General features: G+C 48.7%; 23 protein-coding genes and 2 tRNA genes. 3 read left to right on the forward strand and 22 right to left on the reverse strand.

Annotated elements, in window-relative coordinates; genetic code table 11:
• Positions 1-36: 36 nt before the first annotated feature.
• Positions 37-1,047, reverse strand: coding sequence for an aspartate--ammonia ligase (asnA, locus tag DWX68_RS07000; protein WP_022360200.1), 1,011 nt, complete (start codon positions 1,045-1,047; stop codon positions 37-39).
• Positions 1,048-1,289: 242 nt separating this feature from the next.
• Positions 1,290-2,066 (reverse strand): HAD family hydrolase, encoded by a 777-nt coding sequence (locus DWX68_RS07005; RefSeq protein WP_118293745.1) that lies wholly within the window; start codon positions 2,064-2,066, stop codon positions 1,290-1,292.
• A gap of 542 nt (positions 2,067-2,608) precedes the next feature.
• Between DWX68_RS07005 and DWX68_RS07010 the strand changes: the two genes are divergently transcribed.
• Positions 2,609-2,682 (forward strand) — tRNA-Pro (locus tag DWX68_RS07010).
• 112 nt (positions 2,683-2,794) lie between these two features.
• Here DWX68_RS07010 and DWX68_RS07015 read toward each other — a convergent pair.
• From DWX68_RS07015 to trkA, 4 genes are all read right to left on the reverse strand, one after another.
• Positions 2,795-3,019, reverse strand: a complete 225-nt coding sequence (locus DWX68_RS07015; protein ID WP_022359096.1) for a hypothetical protein — start codon at positions 3,017-3,019, stop codon at positions 2,795-2,797.
• Positions 3,020-3,213: 194 nt separating this feature from the next.
• Positions 3,214-3,504 (reverse strand): hypothetical protein, encoded by a 291-nt coding sequence (locus tag DWX68_RS07020; protein ID WP_022359095.1) that lies wholly within the window; start codon positions 3,502-3,504, stop codon positions 3,214-3,216.
• A 15-nt stretch (positions 3,505-3,519) separates the two neighbouring features.
• Entirely contained in the window at positions 3,520-4,959 is a 1,440-nt protein-coding gene (locus tag DWX68_RS07025) for a TrkH family potassium uptake protein (RefSeq protein ID WP_118628895.1), read from the reverse strand.
• 9 nt (positions 4,960-4,968) lie between these two features.
• The gene (trkA, locus tag DWX68_RS07030) at positions 4,969-6,327 is read right to left on the reverse strand and encodes a Trk system potassium transporter TrkA (protein WP_118472912.1); all 1,359 of its coding nucleotides are present in this window, start codon (positions 6,325-6,327) and stop codon (positions 4,969-4,971) included.
• A gap of 328 nt (positions 6,328-6,655) precedes the next feature.
• Here trkA and DWX68_RS07035 point away from each other — a divergent pair.
• Positions 6,656-6,726 (forward strand) — tRNA-Gly (locus DWX68_RS07035).
• A 228-nt stretch (positions 6,727-6,954) separates the two neighbouring features.
• On the opposite strand, the gene DWX68_RS07040 is transcribed toward DWX68_RS07035, so the two are convergent.
• The 13 genes from DWX68_RS07040 to ileS all read right to left on the reverse strand — a co-directional run bounded on the left by DWX68_RS07040 (position 6,955) and on the right by ileS (position 20,432).
• The gene (locus tag DWX68_RS07040; RefSeq protein WP_118628896.1) at positions 6,955-7,824 is read right to left on the reverse strand and encodes a M15 family metallopeptidase; all 870 of its coding nucleotides are present in this window, start codon (positions 7,822-7,824) and stop codon (positions 6,955-6,957) included.
• A gap of 269 nt (positions 7,825-8,093) precedes the next feature.
• A complete protein-coding gene (locus DWX68_RS07045) occupies positions 8,094-8,384 on the reverse strand; it encodes a phage holin family protein (RefSeq protein WP_022359091.1) in 291 nt (96 codons plus the stop codon).
• A gap of 3 nt (positions 8,385-8,387) precedes the next feature.
• Entirely contained in the window at positions 8,388-8,999 is a 612-nt protein-coding gene (locus DWX68_RS14645) for a hypothetical protein (protein ID WP_181986206.1), read from the reverse strand.
• A gap of 20 nt (positions 9,000-9,019) precedes the next feature.
• On the reverse strand, positions 9,020-9,631 hold the full coding sequence (locus DWX68_RS07055; RefSeq protein WP_117795208.1) for a manganese catalase family protein: 612 nt from the start codon (positions 9,629-9,631) through the stop codon (positions 9,020-9,022).
• Between the two features lie 3 nt (positions 9,632-9,634).
• Positions 9,635-9,889 (reverse strand): spore coat protein CotJB, encoded by a 255-nt coding sequence (locus DWX68_RS07060; RefSeq protein ID WP_118628897.1) that lies wholly within the window; start codon positions 9,887-9,889, stop codon positions 9,635-9,637.
• The gene (locus DWX68_RS07065) at positions 9,889-10,287 is read right to left on the reverse strand and encodes a spore coat associated protein CotJA (RefSeq protein WP_243027600.1); all 399 of its coding nucleotides are present in this window, start codon (positions 10,285-10,287) and stop codon (positions 9,889-9,891) included. The genes DWX68_RS07060 and DWX68_RS07065 overlap by 1 nt, the downstream gene beginning before the upstream one ends.
• A 92-nt stretch (positions 10,288-10,379) precedes the next feature.
• Entirely contained in the window at positions 10,380-10,775 is a 396-nt protein-coding gene (locus DWX68_RS07070; protein ID WP_022360124.1) for a CBS domain-containing protein, read from the reverse strand.
• Between the two features lie 204 nt (positions 10,776-10,979).
• Positions 10,980-11,570 (reverse strand): lactate utilization protein, encoded by a 591-nt coding sequence (locus DWX68_RS07075; RefSeq protein ID WP_118467519.1) that lies wholly within the window; start codon positions 11,568-11,570, stop codon positions 10,980-10,982.
• A 591-nt stretch (positions 11,571-12,161) separates the two neighbouring features.
• On the reverse strand, positions 12,162-12,929 hold the full coding sequence (locus DWX68_RS07080; protein WP_118491203.1) for a M23 family metallopeptidase: 768 nt from the start codon (positions 12,927-12,929) through the stop codon (positions 12,162-12,164).
• Between the two features lie 40 nt (positions 12,930-12,969).
• Entirely contained in the window at positions 12,970-13,962 is a 993-nt protein-coding gene (locus DWX68_RS07085) for a SpoIID/LytB domain-containing protein (protein ID WP_118628898.1), read from the reverse strand.
• A gap of 214 nt (positions 13,963-14,176) precedes the next feature.
• Positions 14,177-14,701, reverse strand: a complete 525-nt coding sequence (locus DWX68_RS07090) for a hypothetical protein (protein WP_118628899.1) — start codon at positions 14,699-14,701, stop codon at positions 14,177-14,179.
• Between the two features lie 27 nt (positions 14,702-14,728).
• A complete protein-coding gene (locus DWX68_RS07095; RefSeq protein ID WP_117795199.1) occupies positions 14,729-17,197 on the reverse strand; it encodes a glycogen/starch/alpha-glucan phosphorylase in 2,469 nt (822 codons plus the stop codon).
• Between the two features lie 46 nt (positions 17,198-17,243).
• Complete coding sequence (ileS, locus tag DWX68_RS07100) at positions 17,244-20,432, reverse strand: isoleucine--tRNA ligase (RefSeq protein ID WP_118628900.1); 3,189 nt, start codon at positions 20,430-20,432, stop codon at positions 17,244-17,246.
• Between the two features lie 572 nt (positions 20,433-21,004).
• Between ileS and DWX68_RS07105 the strand changes: the two genes are divergently transcribed.
• Positions 21,005-22,468 (forward strand): nicotinate phosphoribosyltransferase, encoded by a 1,464-nt coding sequence (locus DWX68_RS07105; RefSeq protein ID WP_106999701.1) that lies wholly within the window; start codon positions 21,005-21,007, stop codon positions 22,466-22,468.
• Between the two features lie 265 nt (positions 22,469-22,733).
• Here DWX68_RS07105 and DWX68_RS07110 read toward each other — a convergent pair whose 3' ends face one another.
• The 3 genes from DWX68_RS07110 to alr all read right to left on the reverse strand — a co-directional run bounded on the left by DWX68_RS07110 (position 22,734) and on the right by alr (position 25,374).
• Positions 22,734-23,462: a YebC/PmpR family DNA-binding transcriptional regulator gene (locus DWX68_RS07110; RefSeq protein ID WP_022360132.1), complete on the reverse strand. Its 729-nt coding sequence runs from the start codon at positions 23,460-23,462 to the stop codon at positions 22,734-22,736.
• A 143-nt stretch (positions 23,463-23,605) separates the two neighbouring features.
• Positions 23,606-23,953 carry a type II toxin-antitoxin system PemK/MazF family toxin gene (locus DWX68_RS07115; protein WP_106999700.1) on the reverse strand — a complete coding sequence of 116 codons (348 nt, stop codon included), beginning with the start codon at positions 23,951-23,953 and terminating at the stop codon, positions 23,606-23,608.
• A 215-nt stretch (positions 23,954-24,168) separates the two neighbouring features.
• Positions 24,169-25,374, reverse strand: a complete 1,206-nt coding sequence (gene alr / locus DWX68_RS07120; RefSeq protein WP_243027602.1) for an alanine racemase — start codon at positions 25,372-25,374, stop codon at positions 24,169-24,171.
• Positions 25,375-25,386 lie beyond the last annotated feature (12 nt).

The following is a 25,386-nucleotide window of genomic DNA, read 5'->3' on the forward strand; positions in this document are numbered from 1 at the left end:
ATCACTTTCCCGGGCAGCTTTTCATCAATTTTATTTTTACAGCAGATGAATGTTGTGAGCCTCTGCCTCTGCGCGCACACCGTCCGGCCAGATCGACGCCTGCACCTCTCCGATATGTGCTTTCCGCAGGAAGAACATACAGATACGGGACTGACCGATACCGCCGCCGACTGTATACGGAAGCTCTCCCTCCAGAACTGCTTTCTGGAATGGCAGCTCCGCGCGTTCCTCACATCCCGCCTTTACCAGCTGCTCTTTCAGGGAATCCTCATCAACACGGATACCCATGGAAGAAAGCTCCAGTCCGATATCCAGAACTGGATAATATACCAGAATATCGCCGTTTAATTTCCAGTCATCATAGTCCGGAGCACGACCATCGTGCTTCTCACCGGATTTCATCTTGTCACCAATCTGCTCAATAAATACCGCACCATGCAGCTTCGCAATCTTGTACTCGCGCTCCTTCGGTGTGCAATCCGGATACATATCTTCCAGCTCCTGGGTCGTCACAAATGTGATATTTTCCGGAAGATAACGTCCAATGTACTCATACTCATATGCCATATAGTCCTCGGTCACTTTCAGTGCCTTGTAAACCGAACGGACAATGGATTCCAGTGTCTCACGGGTACGATCTTTTTTACTGATGATCTTCTCCCAGTCCCACTGATCCACATAAATGGAATGGATGTTGTCTGTATCCTCATCACGACGGATCGCGCTCATGTCGGTGTAAAGGCCTTCACCTTCCTGAAATCCGTACTCTTTTAATGCCTGACGTTTCCATTTGGCGAGAGAATGTACAATCTCAGCCTTCCGATCTTTCTGCTCCAGAATTCCAAAGGACACCGGGCGCTCTACGCCGTTTAAGTTATCGTTCAGACCAGATTCCGGCAGTACAAAAAGCGGTGCGGACACACGGGTCAGATTGAGCTGTTTTGCCAGTTCTCTCTGAAAAAAGTCCTTGATTTCCTTGATAGCAACCTGTGTTTCTCTCAAATCCAATACCGGTTTATAACCAGCCGGAGTAATTAAATGTTCCATCTGTTACATCCTCTCTTTTTTCCCGGTGCGTGTCCGGTTCCCTGCCGCACTGCCGATTTCTGCAGCCGCAGTTCATCCTTTTAGTCAAAGCTTGCAGGCACGCGCCTTTTAAGTCATTTCTTGTTATTGTACTGCATGGAATTTCTACTCAAAGAAACTCACCTGTGGACAATAACCGTTTGGTAGCTATTATATCATTTATATAGGAAAATGGGAACAGGTAAAATAGGAAAATAACTTCTTTAAAATAAATGAAGGTGTTCGCACGCTTTATAAATTCCATCTTCCCCGATCGGTGCCGTCACGTAATCGGCTACTTTTTTAAGCGCATCCACTGCATTTCCCATCGCCACGCCGATGCCGGCTTCCTGCACAACCTCAATATCATTCATGCTGTCGCCAAATGCCACTGTATCGGAGAGATCTTCTTTTTCTCCAAAATACACCGCCAGCCTGCGGAGTCCGTCCGCCTTGGAATTGCCTTTCTCGACCACATCCGCGCCATGTCCGCTCGCAAACATCGGCAATTTCAGGGTCGGAAATTCCCGTTCCATCTCCTTCACCTGTTCACGGCTGCCGACAAACGCCAGTGTCCGGACCGGCATCGTGAGCATCTTCCACGGATTCTGGAACTGCCGCCCGCAGCTTCCCCAGAAGCGAATATCATTAGCCGCAATGATCTCCGGATGGATATAGTAATCTTCATCCCCCACCGTCATGCCGATTCCGAAGCCCTTTTCATCGCAGAAACTCAGCACCCGGCGCAGGAGTTCCGGATCAAAGATGTGCTCAAACAGCAGCTTATCTCCCACTGTGATCTTCGTCCCGTTCATATGTACAATCGCATCCGGACGGACGATGTCCCGGTACGATGTACTGTAATAATTATCCATATCGCGCCCCGTTGCCAGCACAATCTTGTACTTCGGGCGTAGCTTTTCAATCGCCTCCAGCGCACTCGGTGTGATCTGATCCGTCCGGTGGTCTAAGAGGGTCATGTCGAGGTCAAAACTTATCATGATGTTCTCCTTGGGGTTGGTTACTACAAAAGGTCACAGCCGAAGACTCTGCTATGACCTTTTCTTTTAATTATCCACGTTTTCATCATACCATTTTTCAAATTTGGAGTCAATATTTGGAAAATATTCATTCTATTGATCCATTCCATTGATTCATAAAATTCCACTCAACCATCAAAATTACATCAAAAAACAAACATCCGGCAGCGAAAATTTAGAAGTCATAGTTGATTTTTGATGTAATTTTGATATAATGATATGCATATGATGTTGGGGGCAAAAGCTTTTGACCCCTCTGATACCGAATTGCTCTGCACTGCGTGCTCCCGCAATTCTCAAAAACATTCGCAATTCGCTCATTTTTCTTTGAAAAATGGCTACTTACTCATGTTTTTGGCGGGTCCCAAGGTCAAAAATTCTCCTGCAAGCAAGCTTGCGTCGAACTTCTGACCTTTTGACCCTGGTATCATGCATATAATATTTCAACAAATGGCGGTATATGTCAGCTGAACATTTGGCAAAGTACAGCTATGATTTATTTTCGGGGTATGGCGTAGCTTGGTAGCGCGCTCGGCTGGGGGCCGAGAGGTCGCAGGTTCAAATCCTGTTGCCCCGATTTTTAGCGTATTCTTAGAGTTCTTAATAATGAAGGGAAGAAAGCCGGGCAGCTCTCACCGCCCGGCTTTCTTCCTCTCAGTTCACACCCCATGCAAGCTGAATCTCCATCTCTAATTTCCGCAGCCACAGCCGCCATTATTACTGCAGCCGCAGCCAGACTGGCTGTCTCTTCCTGCATCGTAGCCATCCCGGTAGCCGATGGCATAACCATCGTTGAAACCTCTCCGATAGGAATTTCTTCCATTATTTCCACAGCTATTCCAGCCCCATCCATTGTTTCCGCAGCCGCCGCATCCTCCGCAGTGTCCACAACCATTACCCCAAGACCAACACATATGATAATCTCCTTTTCATTTTTCATTGATACTATATCATATGCCTGTCAACGCAAAGTGTGTCCCACTTCCCCGGAAGCCACACTGTCAGCCGTTTCAAGCATCTGTCCCAAAACAAGCCACCAGCCATTTTCTCTGCATCATGGCAGCAAAAATGGGCGCATGCCAGACACATCACGCCCACTTTTATCTACTTACACCCGGAAGTTCCGGCTCTTAAACACATACACATGTGCGAACAGTGTCACCAGCACAACTGCCGCCAGCACCAGATCGCCCGTACCGCCGCCCAGATGAAACGCCATGCCAAACAGCGACAGCGTATCAATCGCAAACAGCCATTTTTCAACCGCATACACCTTTTTCAGGTTATATTTCTTCGGATCGATCGAATCCGATATAAAAATCAGGAAATCTTTGCCGCAGAACAAATCAATTGTCTCTGCCAGTCCCAGACATCCCGTCAAAAAGAACAGTATATCCATCCGCATTCTCCTTCCCTAGAACCGCTTCCAGGTTTCCCTTGAAAACAGCAGAAGTACCGGGAAAATCTCCAGACGTCCTGCCAGCATATCAAAAATCAGAACCACTTTTGAGAAATTACTGAAAAATCCAAAGTTTCCGGTCGGTCCGACCAGCGCCAGACCCGGTCCGATATTATTAAACGTAGCCGTAACCGCCGTAAAATTCGTCACCAGATCGTATTCATCCAGAGAAATCAGCAGAACAGATACCGTAAAAATGAGCACATACGCAACCATAAACACATTCGTCGAGCGCACAACCTCATGCTCCACGATCTTTCCATCCATTTTGATCTTCTCCACTGCACTCGGGTGCAGGTACTGTTTCAGTTCCTTTTTTACCGATTTAAGCAGAATCAAAACACGCGACACCTTGATACCGCCTCCGGTACTGCCCGCGCAGGCGCCGATAAACATCAAAAGTACCATAATCGTTCTTGAAAGCTGCGGCCATTTATCAAAATCCACCGTGGCATAACCGGTCGTCGTGATAATCGAACCGACCTGGAATGCCGCATCCTGGAATGCCTGCAGTGCATTGCCGCAGAGTGCTACCGTATTGACTGTAATGATGCCAATCGCCGATGCAATGATTAGAAAATATGCCCGGACCTCCTGCATTTTAAAGGCCTGTCCCATCTTCCGCATCAGCAGAAAGAAGTAAAAGTTAAAGTTCACTCCGAACAGAATCATAAACACCGTCACGACATTTTTCTGAAATGCCGTGTAGCTCGCCAGACTATCATTCCGGATTGCAAAACCACCCGTACCTGCTGTTCCGACCGTGATCGTGATCGCGTCGAAAATCGGCATTTTCCCAAGAATCAGAATCACAGCCTCAAGAATCGTCATTCCCAGATAAATCTGGTATAACAGCTTCGCCGTCATCTGAACCTTCGGAACGAGACGGCTCACGATCGGTCCTGGGCTCTCCGCCTTCATCAAATTCATATGGGAACCGCCCACCATCGGCAGGACACTCAGAAGGAATACCAGAACGCCCATACCGCCGATCCAGTGCGTAAAACTCCGCCAGAATAATAAGCATTTCGGCAGCTGCTCCACATTGCTCAGAATACTTGCACCGGTCGTCGTAAAGCCCGATACCGTCTCAAACAAGGCATCGATCGGATTTGGAATATAGCCGCTTAATACAAACGGCACTGCTCCCATCACACTGAGTAAAACCCAGCTTAGAGAAACCGCCACAAAGCTCTCCGCCACATAAAAGATCTGATTTTTCGGTTTCCGGCGTACCAGAAGCATACCAACCATCAGGCATACTGCCATCGTTGCCAGAAAACACCATACCTCCGACTCACGGTAAATCAGCGCCACTGCCGTCGGAAGCACCATAAAAGCCGCCTCAAAATTCAGGATCCAGCCTATGATATAAAATACAATCGAATAATTCATCTATGCCGCCTACTTTCTCAGGATGTCGCGGATATCCCGCAGACCTTTCTGACTCGTCAGGACGATCACTGTATCGCCCTGCTGGATGCAGTCCTGTCCACGCGCGATCTTGATATTACCGCCGCGGTTAATGCATCCGATCAGCAGGTTGTTCTTGAGATTCAGATTCATCAGCGGAATGCCCGTCACTTCCGACTCCTCGCGGATCACAAACTCCAGCGCTTCCGCCCGGCTGTCGAGAATATGGTACAACGTCTCCACATTGCTACCGATGGTATTCTGCATCGCGCGCACATACTGTAAAATGTAGTCCGCCGTAATGTATTTCGGATAAATCAGACTTCCCAGATCCAGCTTGCTGATCAGCTCGTCAAAGGCGATCCGGTTAACCTTCGTCACCAGCTTCGCGCTGGAATTTTCCTTCGCATACAGCGCAAGGAATACATTTTCCTCATCCATATTCGTCAGAGTGACAAATGCCTCCGCCGTCATCAGCCCCTCTTCCAGAAGAAGCTGCCGATCCGTTCCGTCGCCGTTGAGGATCAACGCATCGTCCAGAAGTTCTGTCAGAACCTCGCAGCGCGCTTTATCCTTCTCCACAATTTTAACCCGGATCTTCATCGCCGCCAAAAGTTTTGCCAGATAATAAGCAATCGTACCGCCTCCGACAATCAACGTATTTCTGACCTGGTTTGTCTGAATGCCGATCTTGCGGAAAAATTCTGCCGAATTTGCCGGGGAGGCGATAATCGACACCATATCCCCGTTTTTGATCACAAATTTACCATCCGGGATCGCCACCTCATCGCCGCGCTCAACACCGCCGATCAGGACATCGCAGCGGAATTGGCTATCAATATCCATGACCGAAAGCCCGTCCAGCTTAAACTCCGGTTTTACCTTAAATTTCAGAAGCTCTACCTTTCCCTTGGCAAATGGATCGATCTTGATCGCTGACGGGAAGCGCAGAATTCTCGAAATCTCCGTCGCCGCCGCATATTCCGGGTTGATAATCATGGAAATTCCCAGCTGCTGCTTGATAAAGGTAAGCTCGTTGCTGTAAATCGGATTCCGCACACGCGCAATCGTGTGGCAATGTCCCACTTTTCTCGCAATCAGGCAGCAGAGAAGGTTCATCTCATCCGACCCTGTCACGGCAATCAGCATGTCCGCCGTCTGCACACCTGCCTCGATCTGCATGGAAATGCTGGCACCATTTCCCACCAGCTTGATCGCATCAATATCATCTGACACCCGCTGCATTCGCTCCGCAGACGTATCGATCATCACCACATTGTGATCCTCCCGGACAAGCTGCTCCGCCAGCGTCGTACCAACCTTGCCGCATCCGATAATGATTATATCCATAGTTTCCTCCGTTATTTTCTGCTTATCCGCCATACCGATACAGAAAATCTCTATTTTATATACAAAATAAAAAATGTGCCTTAACACTTTCCTATGACGGAAAAAGGGTGCCTGAAAACCGCGCCCTAATCCATACCGAATTATTATAACACCTTCTGCGAGTTTTTGAAATATAAATTGTGTTAAGAGGGCATTTTGTGGGCGTTTTGAATATATTTGTCTCTTTCGATCCCAAAAGTGCCTACCCGTGTACAGTAACTTTCCTCCCTTTTTGGCAAGATAAATTTCTTGACTTTTTCAGAAAAAACAGTATACTTAATATATATTTGCAGATATGGTTCATCGGTAGAACGCTAGCTTCCCAAGCTGGAAAGGCGGGTTCGATTCCCGTTATCTGCTTTTTTTGATGGATGCGGAAACCCTTGTAAATGCTGGATTTTTCCTTTATTTACAAGGGTTTCTGGTGTTTTTGGAGCATCTACCACGAAAGCATATTTCAGTATAAAGAACCCCTTTTTCTGGGCAAATATCACACGAAATATCACACGAAAAAAGGGCTGTTTTCCCTTTATTTTCAAGGAATGACAGCCCCTTATTATGCGCTTATATTGTGTTTTTCATCATATTTTATCGTATATGTCCGTCCTCTGCTATCCGATCTGCGGTAATCATCCAGCCATCCGAATCAAACGCATACGCCTGCCCGTCAATCTGGCAGACTGCATCGTGCCGGTAGGTGTACCCACTCAGCAGATACCACCAGCGCCCGTCCTGGCACACCCAGCCAGTAAGATACTTGCCAGACACCCAGCCGTCCGCGGTCTGGATCCACGGTGCTCCGCTGACAAAACACTTCCGGATCGGCTGCACCTGCTGATCCTTACTGTATCGCTTGCCAGAGTCAGCACCTGCCGGAGCTGTCCGGATGATGAGCGAGGATGCAGTGACGCTCAAGCCGTGTGCGCCGCTCTTGATGTCCTTGAGATCCGCCGCTCCGGCATCGCTGTCGGCTTTGACTGGCGCTACATCCATTTTAGGCCAGGTCTTTTTAAACGCCTCAAAGGTGCCGTAACGCTGTTTAAGAATGTTGGTGGCGCTGCCCCAGTCCGGCAGATAAAGATGTGGCTTGTCTACGATGCTACGCCAGTCTCCGCCCCAGGCAAGTCCTAAAGCTTTTGCCAGCTCTGCGGCCTTTTTAAACATACCTGTGCTGTCATTGTAGGCATCGTCTGACATGCTGCCATCGCCGTCCACATCCATCTTAAGATAAAAATCAAAGGCAATCCCCCACTGATGCTGACTGCTATAGCTACTGCCTTTGGCATTGGTTACAATGTTGCCAGGCTTGGTACGTCCTTGCGCGTACAGAGCGTCCTGCTCCGCCACCGTCCGCAGTGTCTCTCCGATGGCTACTGTGATACCCTCGGTCGCACAGGCTTTGATCCAGGCGGACGCAATGCGCTGGAGACGTGGATGACATAATGTGATATCTCTCATAGATTTGTCCTCTTTTCTTTATGATATGAAAAATATGACATTTTGTTTTCCGGGGGTATCTTGCAAAGAATTTTCGCATATACTATAATGCCGATAGGCTAAGAGATAGTAGTTGTCCATCACAGGCAACGACAAAACCCCCAAGGATCGCGACTCCTTGGGGGTTTTTATTCCTACTATCGGCTTTCGTCGATTTTCCCCTATTGTTGCGATGCCGCAACGGCAGCCATGCCCCGAACTGCCGCGGGAGATAGTCGGATCACCTTCTTCTACTCTTCTTTTCCTGACTGCTTAAAAATCTGGTTTACATACGTAGACAATCCCGCCACAAGGACGCCCTGTGTAAGTGCCGTGAAAACTGCCAGCGCGATATCCTGACCACTGCCGCAAGCACAGGTGGCGAACACATAGATGGCACAAATCGCAACGCCAATCAGCCCATTAATGAGTGGGATGTATTTGTCTTTCACTGTCTCACTCTGCTTCAGCCACATCCCAATAAAGTACAGCACTACTGCTACCACAAGTAATTCCGGCTTTACATAATCTTTAATCTGCATACCTTATCCCTCCATCTGCTTTTCCAAATCTGCGATCCGATGGTTTGCCACCCGGATCTGTTTCTGCATCACTGCCTCGGTCTCCTCTAATTTATATGTACGCTCAATTACTGTATGAAAGCAATTATGAATGATGAAGTCATGGAACGACTGATTGATACGCTGATGGAGTTGCAGAAGAAAGAAAGCACCGATCTGCCTCTTTTGAAAAAGTAGCTTGCAGAAACGGAAAAAGGTATTAACAATATGCTCAACTCCATTCAAGCAGGGATTTTTACTCCGTCCACCAAGCAAAGACTGGACGAGTTGGAGGAAACCAAAAGGCAGCTTGAAGTCAGCATTTTGCAGGAGGAAATGCACAAGCCCCTGCTTACAAGAGAACAGATAGCATTTTTCATTTACCGCTTCCGTAAATTTGATGTGACAAAGCGGGAACAGCGGCAAAGACTGATTGACAGTTTTGTAAATGCGGTGTATCTTTATGAGGACAAGATAATTCCTTACTTTTAACTGTAAGAACAGTTCTAAGACCATCACACTGGCGGAGGTTGAGGGTTCGGATTTATCCGCACTCGGTGCTGGTTTGAAAACCTCCGTAAAGAATGAATTTGACATTGTTTACGGAGGTTTTTGTTTTATCCCTTCGCTTTCACTTTATCAAACTCTGGGTTAAACGTATAGAAATTACGACTGCTCAGGTGATCCTGTACATTTCTTAAAGCTTCACCAAACCGCTGAAAATGTACAATCTCGCGCTCGCGCAGAAAACGGATCGGATCGCATACTTCCGGATCTTTGACCACGCGGAGAATATTGTCGTAGGTTGTGCGGGCTTTCTGCTCTGCTGCCATATCCTCATATAAATCCGTGATCGCATCGCCCTTCGACTGGAACTCGCACGCATTGAACGGGATTCCGCCTGCTGCCTGCGGCCAGATTGCCGTGGTGTGGTCGATATAGTATGGTCCGAACCCGGATGACTCGATCTGTGCCGGAGTAAGGTTGCGCGTGAGCTGCTGGACAATGGCGGCAATCATCTCCATATGGGCGAGTTCCTCGGTTCCGATGTCGGTCAGAAGTCCTTTCTGCATCTTATAAGGCATCGTATACCGCTGGGACAGGTAGCGCATAGAGGCTCCGATTTCGCCGTCAGGGCCGCCATACTGGCTCATTATATATTGCGCGATCTTCGGATTCGGCGTCTTGATATTGACTGGATATTGTAATCTTTTTTCATATCTCCACATACGCTACACCTCCCCTTCCCACGGCCAGCGCTCTGTAAGCCAAGACCATGTGCATACATCGTCCGCATCCTCGATCGTGAGCGGTCCAAACGATGCCTCATACGCTTTAACAGCTTCTTTCCGAAGTGCCACCACATACCGGTAATAATTCAGCGCATTCCTGTCATCCGGGTGGGTGTCCAGATAGAGAATCACATCATCCATTGCAAAGCTGGCATCATCAATCCGTTTCATCAATTTTCTGGCAGTCTCATTCATCAGCAGGCACCTCCCATCATAAACGGCAGATCCAGATCCGGAAAAATAGTTCCCCGCCTGAATGCGGTTTCCAGCGCATACGGCTGCTGCCAGGACTGAATCGGTACATATCCCATGCCGACCGGATAATTTCCGCCTCCCAGAAATGTCTGCGGCGGCCTGTTTCCTCCTGTCTGCGGATACGGGCGGGCAGGTCGGATTTCTGACCCCTGCGGGCAAAATGCCCCATTTTCCGAAACAGGATGCACCGAACCAGCACAAGGTATTTCCGGCGAACAGGTTGGCGGTGCGGTATTTATGCAGCGATTGCCAGAAATGCCTGCCACCGGGCATGACATAAGAGGCATTCCCGAACGGCAGGCATTTTTCCGGCTGGAGTTATCCTGATAACCATTCATATTTCATTCTCCTACAAAAGCAGTTATACTTTATCTTATGCAGGAAATATATAAATGCGATCGCCGCTGAAAAACAGAGCGATCATTATGTACTATTTTTTACAAAGGTAACTGATAACATCTTTTCTGGTAATAATACCGATAAAATTTTTCTGATCATCCAGCACCGGCACGAAATTCTGGTTCATGATCTTTCCCAGAAGATCTTCCATATCCGCATTGACAAGTACCGGCTGATTATCGGAACGGCGTGGAATCTCAGTGATCCGCACTTTTTCCAGTCCTTTCTGCACCAGATCTGTCTTATTTTTGAGTCCCCACAGCAGATCGCCCTCGGTTAATGTTCCTGCGTAACGCCCTGCCTTCGTGATGATCGGCACCGCAGAATACTTGTACTTTTCCATCGTATCCATTGCCTGCCCAACCGTGTCCTCCTCATTCACATAAATGACTTCACTTTTCGGTGTCAGAAAAAATAATATATTCATGGTTTACCTGTTCTCCTTTCATCTTTCCCCATACGTACCCCATACGTATCTGTAGATTTTGTATATTTTCGTTCAAATCTGCCTTCGTTCTTCTTGATTATACCAAATCCGTCCAAAAAAGATATAAAGAAATCCTTATTTTTCCATCAAATTTTTCTATAATCGGTACTGTTCATACCCGTGACCAGTAACTATATTCCGCTCCTAATAACCCATCTCCTCATCCACAAACACAACCTCTACTTCCATCCCATTGCTCGGACGCTCCAGGATCACGATCGAATGGCAAATCCGTGCCGGGCTGTTGCAGTCTACGCAAACGCCCGTTTTCGCACACGGGGTCTGGACCTGCAGACGGGCTGCGTTCTTCGGTGCTGCGATCTGTTTTGCACGTTCCATCGCAGATGTCAAATCCGGACAGACTTTATTGTTTCCAATGACAAAATATACTTTTTCCGGTCCGAATAAGGTCTGCGACACGCGGTTTCCGGTTCCATCGATATTGACCAGTTCTCCGGTTTTGGAAACACCATTGGCGCTGGTTATGTACACCTCGGCACTTCTCGCTTCCATAAGCGTCTCGCGCCCTGCCTTTTTCCAGTGCCAGATCACCTCATTTTTCTCGGAAAGTGCTTCATAAAGTCCCATCTCCTGTGCCGTCACGCTTCCGCCTATCGCAACTTTTTTCCCGGAAATCTGATCTTTCAGATAGTCCAACGCAGCCTCCTTTGTATCAAAGAAACTCGTTTTAAATCCGTGACGTTCAAAATTATTCTTCAACAATTCCTGTTCCATCTTTGTCCTCCTTATTAAATCGTTCAATTTATAGTAACTTTGTAACTGTTCAGTAGGTCTGCGCATTTACTGCGCTGACCGTACGAAAACATGAACCAGCAGGAAAAAATCCCATTGCCGTAGGCAATTTTTAATGGATTTTTGCGCGTGACTGTGAAGGTACTGAACAGTTACGTAACTTTTATTTATAACCTACATTGACAGCCTTTGGTCTTTGAAAATATTCGTACTTTACCTATAGTATATCAAATATTGGCAGAAAAACAAGGCAGAGCAAATTAGCTGCCCGCCTTGCTTCAAGTCAAGTTACTGTTCACGCATGCGTGAACAGTAACGGAATTTGCCGTGGCTTCGCATTCAAATACGGCAAATTCCTGCTGCCACCACGTTTTCTTACGGCACTTTCGGTTCCAAAAGTGCCTACCCGCAAACAGTATCAAGTCAACAAAATTCCCTGTCTTCATGTTTTCATACAGCAGCTTTCTGTTTCAAAACCACCTGTCACAAAACACAACCTTATCCCTTCATTTCCAATTTCCGCCACAGCCAGAGCCAGCCTGCAAGGCACATTAAAAACAGCATTTCAGCCTATCATTCCAGATAATCCAGTGCATCCACCGGTTCTCCGTCGTGCATCAGCTCGAAATATACGTTATTTCCCTCAATCGAATAGTATTTGGTCGGCTCTGCCACATATCCGAGCGTCGTATCTTTTGCCACATACTGCTTCTGCGCCACCTGAACGTCCTTGAGCTGTCCACAGACCGCCGTGTAGCCGCTTCCCAGATCCAGCACAACATAATTGCCGATCTCCTCATTAGAACCGACTTCGGTTACCTGCGCCTCGGCGGGTGCGGCGACCGGTTCACTCACATCGCCCTGGATAATGAGCGCCGGATTGCATTTGTATTGATCGAGCGTCGGAAAATAGATGGTCGAATCCATGCTGTAATCGAGAATTACATTGCCCTGGACCGGCCAGCTTAAGCGATCGGTTCCATTGTAGGAAAGTGCGCGTGCGGCAGCTGCTCCGGCTCCCAGACTGCTCTCTTTTTCCTCCTCCATCGGCTTCTGATCGGCTTCATCCCGGTTATTGACCGAATACGAGGCATCCGAACTTCCTGCCACCTGTGCGCGTGTTTCCGCCTGTCCGTCGTTTTCTTCTAAACGGTTCTGCGGCATCTCTTCCGCCAGGATTCCCTCCGTCTGCGGCACATCCAGATACGGATTTCTTCCATCCTGCGCATTATCTTTTCGAATTTTTACGGTTCCTGCTGCGGCTACGATTGTCAGCAGACCAAGCACTGTCATTACCAGAACAAGTTTGTCCCTGAATAACTGTCTTACTTTATTTTTCACGTTTATCACCTCGGTATTAGTCTTGCCGAAGTGAATCGTTTTATTCAGAAACGATTTGAATATTTTTAAAATAATGCTTTAAAATTTCTTCCGCGCTACTCCCATTCTCCGCCATGAGTCCCGCCCCGTACTGCGACAACCCGTAACCATGCCCGCGCCCATAAGTAACACAGCAGATTTCGTCCCCGTCTTCCTCGAGGGAAAAAGCTGGCGACGGCACGCCTAACGCATAGCGCACCGCGTCCCCGCTGTACGTCTCCGCCCCAATCTGCACTGTTTCCACATAACCGGCGCTGTCCCGTTTCACGATCTGAATCTCCTCCAGAATCCGATCTTCTTCCAGATTTTCCAGATCCGGGTGTTCTCCCAATGCATTCAGTCCTTCTTCCAGACGTTTTTTCAGTTCTTCCCGTGTCATGCCCTGCCGCGTCAGGTAGCCGCCAGCGCCCTCATCCTCCTTTGCCGCAACCGACGCCAGATACGGATGCGCCTCATCCCCTTCGCGCGTCCGCCCCGCGCTCACTGCATGAAACAGCGGCTCAATATAATCCCCAGCCCAGATCGCCGTCTGTCCTGCGCTCTCCCGCACCGCCCCACAGATCGTCTGGTAATATTCCGGCATTCCAGCCGCCTCAAACCGGCTCTCGATCTGCTCCGGCTCCAGATAATCCATATCTAACGCCGATTCCTCGATCGAATCTGCCCCGTCCATCTCCCGGTACAGCGCCGTCCGCGCCAGAATTGCCTGCGCCTTGACTGCCTCCTTCGGATAGCCGTCCGGAATCTGCACTGCAGTCAGACCGATCAGATATTCTTCCAGTGGGACAGCATACCCGGTTCCGTTGTTGCGGCCGACATCCTCCCGATCCAGAAGGATCTGCCGATCATCCGTCTGACTTCCCCATCCAGATGTTCTATCTGAATTTCCTCCGATTTTTCCTCCATCCGCCCCCTGCACACGCCCGGAAACTGCCAGTGTTGTGATATATGGGATCAAAAAAGCCGCCAGTACGGCGGCAGTTCTCTTCTTCATTTCGGTTCTCCTGTTTTGACTGTTCCAGTACGGTTTCACGCATTTTCTGTTTTGCCATACCAGTAAACTTATGGTTTCAATGCCTTACAAACCTGCTTCTTTTCTCTGCCTTCCTTATCTTATGACAGGCACTCAAAAAATATCACAAGTCTACGCTCCGGCTTCTCCTCCGCCGCCCTTTGCAGTCTCTTCCAGTTTCCCCTCTATCATTCTTTTACTCCCCCAGCGTCACACCATCCAGCAGCCAGCGGAACCATCCCTTTTTCTTCATCACCACAGTTCCATGAAAGTCCATCGTCTTCTCCGGTGCCAGCACCTCATCGCCTTTTTCCAGGCAGAAACGCACCGAAACCGTGTAGTCATACGTCCGCGCCTTCTTCTCCCGCCCCGTCTCGCTCAGCTGACAGTTCGTCACATACACGCGTTCCACCGGTGCGGAAAACTGCGATAATAAAAGAACATACGGAAGCCCCGTCTGCTCCAGCGCCTCGCATCCAGCCTCGGTTGCCGTCTTTCCATACTCTTTCGCGTAGATCGCCGCCAGACCGTCCTGATACACCTCATCCAGATCAAACGCCCGGTTCGCCGTATAAAGCGAATAGATTTCCTTTTTCGCCTGCTGATAGGCGCTGTTTTTATAAGAAGCAAACAATAACAGCGAAATGATAAAAAAGAGGGAAGCACCCACAAGAGGAACCGAAAATCCTTGTGTCCCCGGTCTTTTTCTGTATCCTCTCATAGTGTGTCCTCCCTCTTTTTACTCCTTTTACAGTGCCTTTACATCATCATCGTCCACATGGATCTTCTCCAGATGCCAGATGTCGCGCACATACTCCTCGATGGTACGGTCAGAAGAGAATTTACCAGCGCTTGCTGTGTTGAGCATGGCTGCTCTCGCCCACCAGTTCTCGTCACGGTAAGCTGCCTCGACGCGTTTCTGTGCTTCCGCATAGGAACGGAAATCTTTCAGGATGAAGTAGGTATCTGCCTTGGCACTGTTCTTTGTATTTAACAGAGAATTGTAAATATCGCGGAACAGCTCCGGATCCTGCGGTGAATAGTAGCCGTTGATGAGCTGCATCAGCACGCGGCGGATATCCTGGTCGGTGTTGAAGATCTCCTCCGGATTGTAACCGCCGTTGTTCTCATAATTGATAACCTCGTCAGCGCTCAGACCGAAGATAAATGCGTTCTCCTTGCCTACCTCCTCGACGATCTCCACGTTCGCACCATCCATCGTGCCCAGCGTCAGCGCACCGTTCAGCATGAACTTCATGTTGCCGGTACCGGACGCCTCCTTGCTGGCGGTGGAAATCTGCTCGCTGACATCCGCTGCCGCAAAAATCAATTCTGCGTTGGAAACGCGGTAATCTTCGATAAACACAACTTTCAGCTTACCATTGATGGATTTATCATTGTTGATAACATCTGCTACGGAGTTAATCAGTTTGATCGTCTTCTTGGCAATCTGGTAACCTGCCGCTGCTTTCGCACCAAAGATAAAGGTTCTCGGAACCATATCCATGTTTGGATTGTCTTTGAGCTGGTTATACAGGTACATTACATGAAGGATATTTAAAAGCTGTCTCTTGTACTCATGGAGACGTTTTACCTGTACATCGAAAATGGAACGCGGATCAATGTCGATGCCGTTGTGCTCCTTGATGTATTTTGCCAGGCGCAGTTTATTCTGGTACTTGATGTTCATAAATTCCTGCTGGAATTTCGGATCATCGACGTATACTTTTAATTTTGCCAGGTGCGGAAGATCGGTAATCCACTCGTCGCCAATCTGCTCCGTGATCCAGTCTGCCAGAAGCGGGTTGCCATGCAGCAGGAAACGACGCTGGGTGATACCGTTTGTCTTATTGTTAAATTTCTCCGGCATCATCTCGTAGAAATCTTTCAGCTCCTGATTTTTCAGAATCTCGGTGTGAAGTTTTGCCACACCGTTGACGGAATATCCGGCTACGATGGCCAGATGCGCCATCTTGACCTGACCGTCAAAGATGATCGCCATCTTTTTAACTTTCTCATAGTTATCCGGGTACTTATTCTGTACCTCGATCAGGAAACGACGGTTGATCTCTTCCACAATCTGGTATACACGCGGAAGCAGGCGGGAGAACAGCTCGATCGGCCATTTTTCCAGCGCCTCTGCCATGATAGTGTGGTTGGTGTATGCACAACATTTTGTTGTGATACCCCACGCCTCATCCCAATTTAAGCCTTCCTGATCCAGGAGCAGGCGCATCAGCTCAGCAACTGCCACGGTCGGATGCGTATCGTTCATCTGGAATACGATCTTCTCCGGCAGTTTGTGAATATCATCGTTTGTCTCTTTGAATTTCTTCAGAGCAACCTGTAAGCTGGCAGAAATGAAGAAATACTGCTGTTTAAGACGCAGCTCTTTACCCGCATAGTGGTTGTCGTTCGGATAAAGGACCTCAACCAGGTTCTTCGCCAGATTCTCCTGCTCGACCGCCTTCTGGTAATCACCCTTGTCAAATGCAGAAAGGCTGAACGTGTCGATCGGCTGTGCATCCCAGATACGCAGGGTGTTGACTACGTTGTTGCCGTAGCCGACAATCGGCATATCATACGGAACTGCCAGAACAGACTGATAACCTTCCTGTACAAAATGGTTGCGCCCACCGTCCCACTCGGTCTTGACATAACCGCCAAATTTAACCTCGGTCGCATACTCCGGGCGGCGAAGCTCGAACGGATAACCGTTTTTCAGCCACTCATCCGGCACCTCCACCTGGTAGCCGTCTTTAATTTTCTGCTTGAACATACCATAATGGTAACGGATGCCGCAGCCGTAAGCCGGATAACCAAGCGTTGCCAGGGAATCCAGAAAACATGCTGCCAGACGCCCCAGACCGCCGTTTCCAAGTGCCGGATCCGGCTCCTGATCCTCAATCGCATTGAGGTCAAAACCCAGCTCTTCCAGTGCTTCCTTCACTGCTTTTTTCGCACCCAGGTTGATGATATTGTTACCAAGCGCACGTCCCATCAGAAACTCCATAGAAAGGTAATATACCTTCTTTGCGCCTGTCTCGTCAAACTGCTTCTGAGTTGCAATCCAGTCGTCGATAATCACATCCTTGATCGCATAGGACACAGCCTGGAATATCTGCTGCGGTGTCGCCTCGTCGATCGTTCTGCGGTACTGGTTCTTTACATTTTCGATAATACTCTTTTTAAACTCTTCTTTGCTGATCTCGCGCATCCTGTCCTCCTAATATTCGTAGTATCACGGTTTCCCGCCAGGCACATCAGTCAGTCGTTTTCTCAACACCAAACATACCTTTTTCGCCATTGATATCCCACTCTTTTGTGTGTCCGCCCATGGTGCCAATCAGGATATTATCAGCCAGAACCTCTTTCTTGATTTCCTCTGTATGGTTCTTTAAAATTTCTGCAAGTTTATCATTTCCGTCCTGGAAGACGTTGATATGGTTCATTACCTCAAAACCGGCTTCCTTACGCATCGTCTGAATCTTACTGATGATCTCACGGACAAAGCCCTCTTCGATGAGTTCCGGTGTCAGATTAGTATCCAGAACAACGGTAACGAAATTGTCACCCTCAGATACAAAGCCCGGTACCTGTGCCATGTCAATCAGAAGATCTTCTTTTGCCAGCTCTACCTTTGTACCGTCCTGCGTCTCAAAGCTTAAAAGGTCGGTTTCATTTAAGGTATCCATCGCCTGATTTCCGTCCAGACCTGCAAGAATCTCTTTGATCTCGTTTACATACTTGCCATACTTGCGTCCAACGGTACGAAGCTGCGGCTTGAAGCTGTAGGAGGTAAATGCGCGGACATCATCCGTGAACTCTACCTTCTTCACATTCAGCTCATCCTGGATGATTTCCTGATAGAACGCCGGCAGAGCGGTCTCTGCCTTCACGAACATACGTCCGATCGGCTGACGGTTCTTGATGTTAGCAGTATTTCTTGCTGCACGACCCAGAACGACAACCTTCAGGACTTCTTCCATTTTCGCTTCCAGATCCTTGTCGATGTGCGCCTCATTTGCAACCGGGAAGTCGCACAGATGGATGCTCTCCGGTGCCTCTTTATCCAGACTGCGAACCAGATTCTGGTAAATGTCTTCGGTCATGAACGGAATCATCGGAGCCGCTACCTTCGCTACAGTTACCAGTGCGGTGTAGAGTGTCATGTACGCATTGATCTTATCCTGCTCCATGCCCTTCGCCCAGAAACGCTCACGGCTTCTTCTGACATACCAGTTACTCATATCATCGACGAAATCCTGGAGCGCTCTTGCAGCCTCCGGAATGCGGTAGTTGCCCAGATCGTCGTCCACCTCTTTGATGAGGCTGTTTAACTTAGACAGCAGCCATTTGTCCATAACCGGAAGTTTATCGTATTCCAGCGTATATTTGGTTGCGTCAAAATTATCAATATTCGCATAGAGTACAAAGAATGCATAGGTATTCCAGAGAGTACCCATGAAACGTCTCTGTCCCTCGATAACGGCTTTTCCGTGGAAACGGTTCGGCAGCCACGGTGCACTGTTAATGTAGAAATACCAGCGGATCGCGTCAGCGCCGTAAGTCTGCAGTGCATCGAACGGGTCAACCGCGTTGCCCTTGGACTTACTCATCTTCTGTCCGTTCTCATCCTGGACATGCCCCAGAACGATAACATTCTTGTACGGCGCCTTGTTAAAGATCAGGGTCGAGATAGCTAACAGGGAGTAGAACCATCCACGCGTCTGATCAACCGCCTCGGAGATGAAATCTGCCGGGAACTGCTGCTCAAACAGTTCTTTATTTTCAAATGGATAATGATGCTGTGCAAATGGCATGGAACCGGAATCAAACCAGCAGTCGATAACCTCCGGTACACGGTGCATCTGTTTGCCGCACTTCGGGCAGGTGATCGTCACATCATCGATGAATGGGCGGTGAAGCTCAACCTCTCCATTTGCCTCCTGATCCATCTCTTTTGCATATTTTTTCACAACGTCCGTGTAGTTCGGACTCATGGATTTTAATTCTGCCTGGCTTCCGATCGCGTGCTGGCAGCCGCACTCGCACTCCCAGATATTTAATGGAGTACCCCAGTAACGGTTACGGCTCACGCCCCAGTCCTGGACATTCTCCAGCCAGTCGCCAAAACGCCCTTTACCAATGCTCTCCGGAATCCAGTTGATCGTATTGTTGTTGCGGATCAGGTCATCCTTAACTGCGGTCATCTTGATGAACCAGGATTCACGTGCATAGTAGATAAGCGGTGTATCGCAGCGCCAGCAGTGCGGGTAGCTATGCTCAAATACCGGTGCGGAGAACAAAAGTCCGCTTTCTCTTAATGCTTTCAGAACCTCCGGATCGGCTTTCTTGCAGAACATACCGGCCCACGGAGTCTCCTTCGTCATCTCGCCCTTTCCGTCTACTAACTGTACAAACGGAAGATCATATTTTCTGCCGACCTTGGAGTCGTCCTCACCAAATGCCGGTGCGATGTGTACGACACCTGTACCATCGGTCAGGGTTACATAATTATCGCAGACAACGTAGAATGCTTTCTTATGCTGTTTTTCACAGGTTGCTACGGCATAGTCAAATAACGGCTCATACTCTTTGTATTCCAGATCTTTTCCGACAAAGGTTTCCAGAACATCGTAAGTACCCTCGCCCAGAACAGTATCACACAGCGCCTGCGCCATATAATAAACCGTGCCATCCTCTTTCATTTTTACCTTTACATATGTCTCGTCCGGGTTTACACAGAGCGCAACGTTGGACGGAAGTGTCCACGGGGTGGTCGTCCATGCAAGAATGTATGCATCTTCGCCCTTTACCGGGAACTTAGCGATCGCAGAACGCTCTTTGACATCCTTATATCCCTGTGCCACCTCATGGCTGGACAGCGGGGTGCCGCAGCGCGGGCAGTACGGTACGATCTTGAAGCCCTTATAAAGAAGTCCCTTGTTCCAGATTTCTTTTAATGCCCACCACTCAGACTCAATGAAGCTGTTGTGGTAGGTAACATACGGATGCTCCATGTCTGCCCAGAAACCAACGGTGTTGGAGAATTTTTCCCACATTCCTTTGTATTTCCAGACACTCTCTTTACAGTGCTCGATGAACGGCTCCAGACCATACTGCTCAATCTGCTCCTTGCCGTCCAGTCCCAGCATCTTCTCTACTTCCAGCTCAACCGGAAGACCGTGGGTATCCCATCCAGCCTTTCTCGGAACCATGTAGCCCTTCATCGCGCGGTATCTCGGAATCATATCCTTGATAACACGGGTCAGCACGTGTCCGATGTGCGGCTTGCCGTTTGCGGTAGGCGGTCCGTCATAGAATGTATAGGTCGGTCCCTGCTTACGGCTGTCGATACTCTTCTTAAAAATCTGCTCATCTTCCCAGAACTTCTCAATGTTCTTTTCACGTTCCACGAAATTCATGTTTGCCGGAACTTTGTTGTACATGATAAATTCCTCCTAAAAATATGAAATAAAAATGGACCCATCCTGTAACAGGACAAGGGCCCACTTGCTTTTAACCACCTATTACTGCATACCTTTATATGCGCTCCCTATAACGGAGGAAACCGTCGGTACTTACTGAATTTTCCTTCCGGGCGCTGTCAGAAACGGCGCTCAGACTTCCAAAAATGGTTCAGCCCGAAGCTCCGGAGTGATCTTCGCATCCGCTTTACTCACAGCAGGCTCTCACCGTCCCTGCCTCGCTCCCGCTTTCCGTGCGGCGCTACTGTCTCCATCATTGCTTTTCCTATCATAATTAGTAATCAAATCACTAACATGGACATTGTATCTTTTTTCCAGATGGTTGTCAAGGAATGTTTCGGATATGATTCACATGTTATAAAATTATCATTATTTTGCCATTCCCCTGATTTTATGGTATAGTATATAAAATATGTCTGTATTTACTTTAAAAAACAGACACAGACATTCATTGCAAATATAAACAATGAAGTATACTATATATAAAAAGAAGGGCGTGCCCGCAGCCGTCTTTCGCAACAAAGGAGAATATTATGGAGCCAAGAAACCTTACCCTATTGACCGACCTGTATGAACTGACGATGATGCAGGGCTATTTCCGGGAGAAAGATGCCAACGAAACCGTCATTTTTGATGCGTTCTACCGCACAAACCCGGATGGAAATGCGTTTTCCATCTGCGCCGGCTTAGAGCAGGTCATTGACTATGTGAAAAATCTTCACTTCGATGATGCCGACATCGAATACTTACGCGGACTCGGCATTTTTGATGAAGATTTCCTCGAATATCTTCACAATTTCAAATTTTCGGGTGACATTTACGCAATCCCAGAAGGCACCGTTGTCTTCCCGCGTGAGCCTCTCGTCAAGGTCATCGCGCCGATCATGGAAGCACAGCTGGTTGAGACTGCCATCTTAAATATCATCAACCACCAGAGCCTGATCGCGACCAAAACATCCCGTATCGTCTTCGCCGCACGCGGGGACGGAATCATGGAGTTTGGGCTTCGCCGCGCGCAGGGTGCTGACGCCGGTACCTATGGCGCCCGCGCTGCCATGATCGCCGGCTGTATCGGCACTTCCAATGTACTGGCCGGAAAACTATTTGACGTTCCGGTCAAGGGAACCCACGCACACAGCTGGATCATGAGTTTCCCGGATGAGCTGACTGCGTTCCGCGCTTATGCAAAGCTCTATCCGAGTGCCTGCATCCTGTTAGCCGATACCTATGACACCCTGGGTTCCGGTGTTCCGAACGCGATCCGCGTCTTCCAGGAGATGCGCGACGCCGGTATCCCGCTGACTTTCTACGGCATCCGCCTCGACAGCGGCGACCTTGCATATATTTCCAAGAAAGCCCGCAAGATGCTGGATGACGCCGGATTCCCGGATGCAGTCATCTCCGCCTCCAACGATCTGGATGAATACCTGATCGACAGCCTGAAGATTCAGGGCGCTGCCATCACGTCCTGGGGTGTCGGCACAAACCTCATTACCTCCAAGGACTGCCCTTCCTTCGGCGGCGTTTATAAGCTGGCTGCCATCATGGACCGTCACACAGGCAAATTTATCCCGAAGATCAAGCTTTCGGAAAATACAGAAAAGGTTACCAATCCGGGCAACAAGACCATCCAGCGAATCTATGACAAGGAGACTGGCAAGATTATCGCAGATCTGATCTGTCTCGTGGATGAAGAGTTCGATGAGAAGAATTCCCTTCTGCTCTTCGATCCGATCGAGACATGGAAAAAGACACACCTCGCGCCGGGCACCTACACCATGCGCGAACTTCTCGTTCCAATCTTCAAAAACGGCGAATGCGTTTACGAGTCTCCAAAGGTTATGGACATCCGCGAATACTGCAAGAAAGAACAGGAGACGCTGTGGGATGAGTCCCGCCGTCTGGTAAACCCGCATGAGATTCATGTGGATCTCTCCAACGAGCTGTGGCATATGAAGGCACAGCTGTTAGACAGCTATCATTATACAAGCAACTAGTAGATAAAATACGAGTAAATACCATGTTCAGGCAAGTTTATTGCTACCGGACATGGTATTTTTTTCTTTAACGCTTCCATAAAATTTGCAAAATAAAAACGAATGTGTCTCCAAGGAAATTCCTATTACACAAAAACTGCCGCCAAATACATCCGGCTGCCAGCCCTCTTCTTTGAAAAGTCCAGCCCGCCATTGTATTCCAGCGACAGTTTTTATATGAATCGTATCTTTATTTTTTTAAAATCTATATCAAATATGATATTAATTACTCATCCCAGTTATGGTAAGTAGCCTGTACGTCATCATCCTCATCCAGAAGATCCAGGATTCTCTGCATCTTTTTGATGGATTCCTCATCGGTAAGCTCTACCCAGTTCTGCGGAATCATGGTAACGTCTGCTTCCATCATCGGAACGCCAGCCTTCTCCAGCGCCTCGCGGACTGCAGAGAAATCTTCCGGTGCGGTGATCACTTCGTAGCTGTCCTCCTCCTCGGAGAAATCCTCAGCTCCTGCATCCAGTGCAAGCATCATCAGCTCATCCGGATCCATCTCGCACTCTTCTTTGTCGATGATGATCTGACCTTTTTTATCAAACATGAAGGACACGCTGCCCGGAGTACCTACGTTTCCGCCGCCCTTGGTAAATGCGCTGCGGACATTCGCTGCGGTACGGTTCTTGTTGTCGGTCAGGGTATCTACGATGATAGCGACGCCATTCGGACCATATCCCTCATATGTAAGATTCTCGTAATTGACAGAGTTTGCATCTCCGGCTGCTTTCTTGATACCACGATCGATGGTATCGTTCGGCATATTGTTCGCTTTTGCTTTTGCAATCACATCACGCAGACGGCTGTTGTTTGCCGGATCCGAACCACCTTCCTTAACAGCTACGGCAATCTCACGGCCGATAACGGTAAAGATTTTTCCCTTTGCTGCGTCGTTTCTCTCTTTTTTGTGCTTAATATTGGCGAACTTTGAATGTCCTGACATAAAATAACACTCCTCTTTCTATCTTCTTTGTTGTATCTTTTCGCTCATCAGCTTTTATATCACGCCGATTTCGGCACTAAAAAGCTGCATCTTAACTATTTTAACACCATTCTGTATGCTTGACAAGGGGTTCGCGGCTGATTTTATGTATCCAGTTCCAGACTGACCTTCAGCGCACGGTCCACTTCCTGTAAAAGCGCCCCGTCGATATGACAGATTTTCTCTTTCAGCCGCTGCTTATCGATCGTGCGGAGTTGTTCCAGTAAAATGACCGAATCCCTCACCATCGCACAGCGGCGCGTGTTTAATTCCACATGCGTCGGCAGCTTGGCTTTGTTCATCTTTGATGTGATCGCCGCGCAGATCACGGTCGGGCTGTGCTTGTTGCCGATATCATTCTGGATGACCAGCACCGGGCGGACGCCGCCCTGCTCTGAGCCGATGACCGGTCTTAAATCTGCGTAATAAATATCTCCTCGTCTGATAATCACTCGATTCACACTCCGTCCAAACTATTTTAAGATATAAATAACTGCTTTGTACTTTCACAGCTCCACAGTCCGTTTATACCGTTAGTATGGACAGATTTACACCGCCTATACGCGGGTCGTCCCATAAATGCATCCGGCAGTCCAGGTTCCCGGCTTTGCCGAAGCTATCTACTTTATCTTATGAATCCTTTTTCTAAATGGTTCAAACACCGGCTTTACTCCATAAAATCCTCATACCGATCATCATTATAATCCTTTTTCCCGACGATCTTTCCACCTCTCACGTACACGCGCGGCACACGTTTTCCAAGCACGCATGGGATCTCATAGTGGAAACCGCCACTCCATTCCGCCAGCTCTTCCATCGTGATCTCGTCGTCCCCGTCGCGTCCGACCAGCGTTACCCGCGCGTCCTCAGCAGCCTCCGGGATATCGGTCACATCGATCATGCACTGATCCATGCAGACGCGTCCCAGAATCGGTGCGCGGTGTCCATGAATTAGGACATAACCCTTTCCAGAGAGATTTCTCGGATAGCCATCGCCGTATCCGGCGCCAATCGTCGCGATCCGCATCGGACGGTCCGTCACAAAGGTTCCGCCGTAGCTGATCGGCGTGCCCGGCTCCACTTCCTTAACATAGGTAATAAAGCTGCGGATCTCCATCGCCGGATAAATCTTCCTGTTCCGCTCTACCTCATCCGACGGATACAGACCGTATACCGTGATACCGGCTCTCGCCGCATCCAGTCCCATCCGCGGCAGTTCCATGATCGCCGCGCTGTTCGCACAGTGGCACATCGGAATATGAACGCCTGCAGCTTCCAGACCTTCATGGAATTTCTGGTACCGCTCATACTGTAAATGGGTAAATGCCTTATCCGCCTCGTCAGCACGCGCAAAATGTGTAAACATTCCCTCGATCTCAATGCCCGGAAGCTTTGCAATCCGCTCTATCTCTTTCAGGCTATTTTCATCCGGGTGAAATCCGATTCGTCCCATGCCGGTATCGAGCGCAATATGCATTTTTGCCGTCTTTCCCATCGAAACCGCAAGTTTTGAGAGCAGCTCTGCCTTATCTTCCTCAAAGATCGCTGGACGGATATCGTCCTCAATCAATTCCACAAAATGGCGCGGGTGCGTGCTGCCAAGCACCAGAATCGGTTTGTCAATGCCGTGGCGGCGCAGGTTCTGTCCTTCCTCCAAGGTTGCCACCGCATAGCCCCAGACAAACGGCGCGATCGTCTTCGCCACCGGGACAGCCCCGTGACCGTAACCATCCGTCTTAACCACGCCGATCATCTTCGTTTTTGCCGGAAGATTTTCGCGCATCGCCTCCATATTTTTCACAATCGCATCCAGGTCAATCCGCGCATAAATCCGGGTATATGGTTCTTCTGCCATTGTATATGCTTTTTCCATCTTTTTGTCTTC

Origin of the sequence: Clostridium sp. AF20-7 (genome assembly GCF_003479275.1) — a bacterium.
GTDB lineage: Bacteria > Bacillota > Clostridia > Lachnospirales > Lachnospiraceae > Otoolea > Otoolea fessa.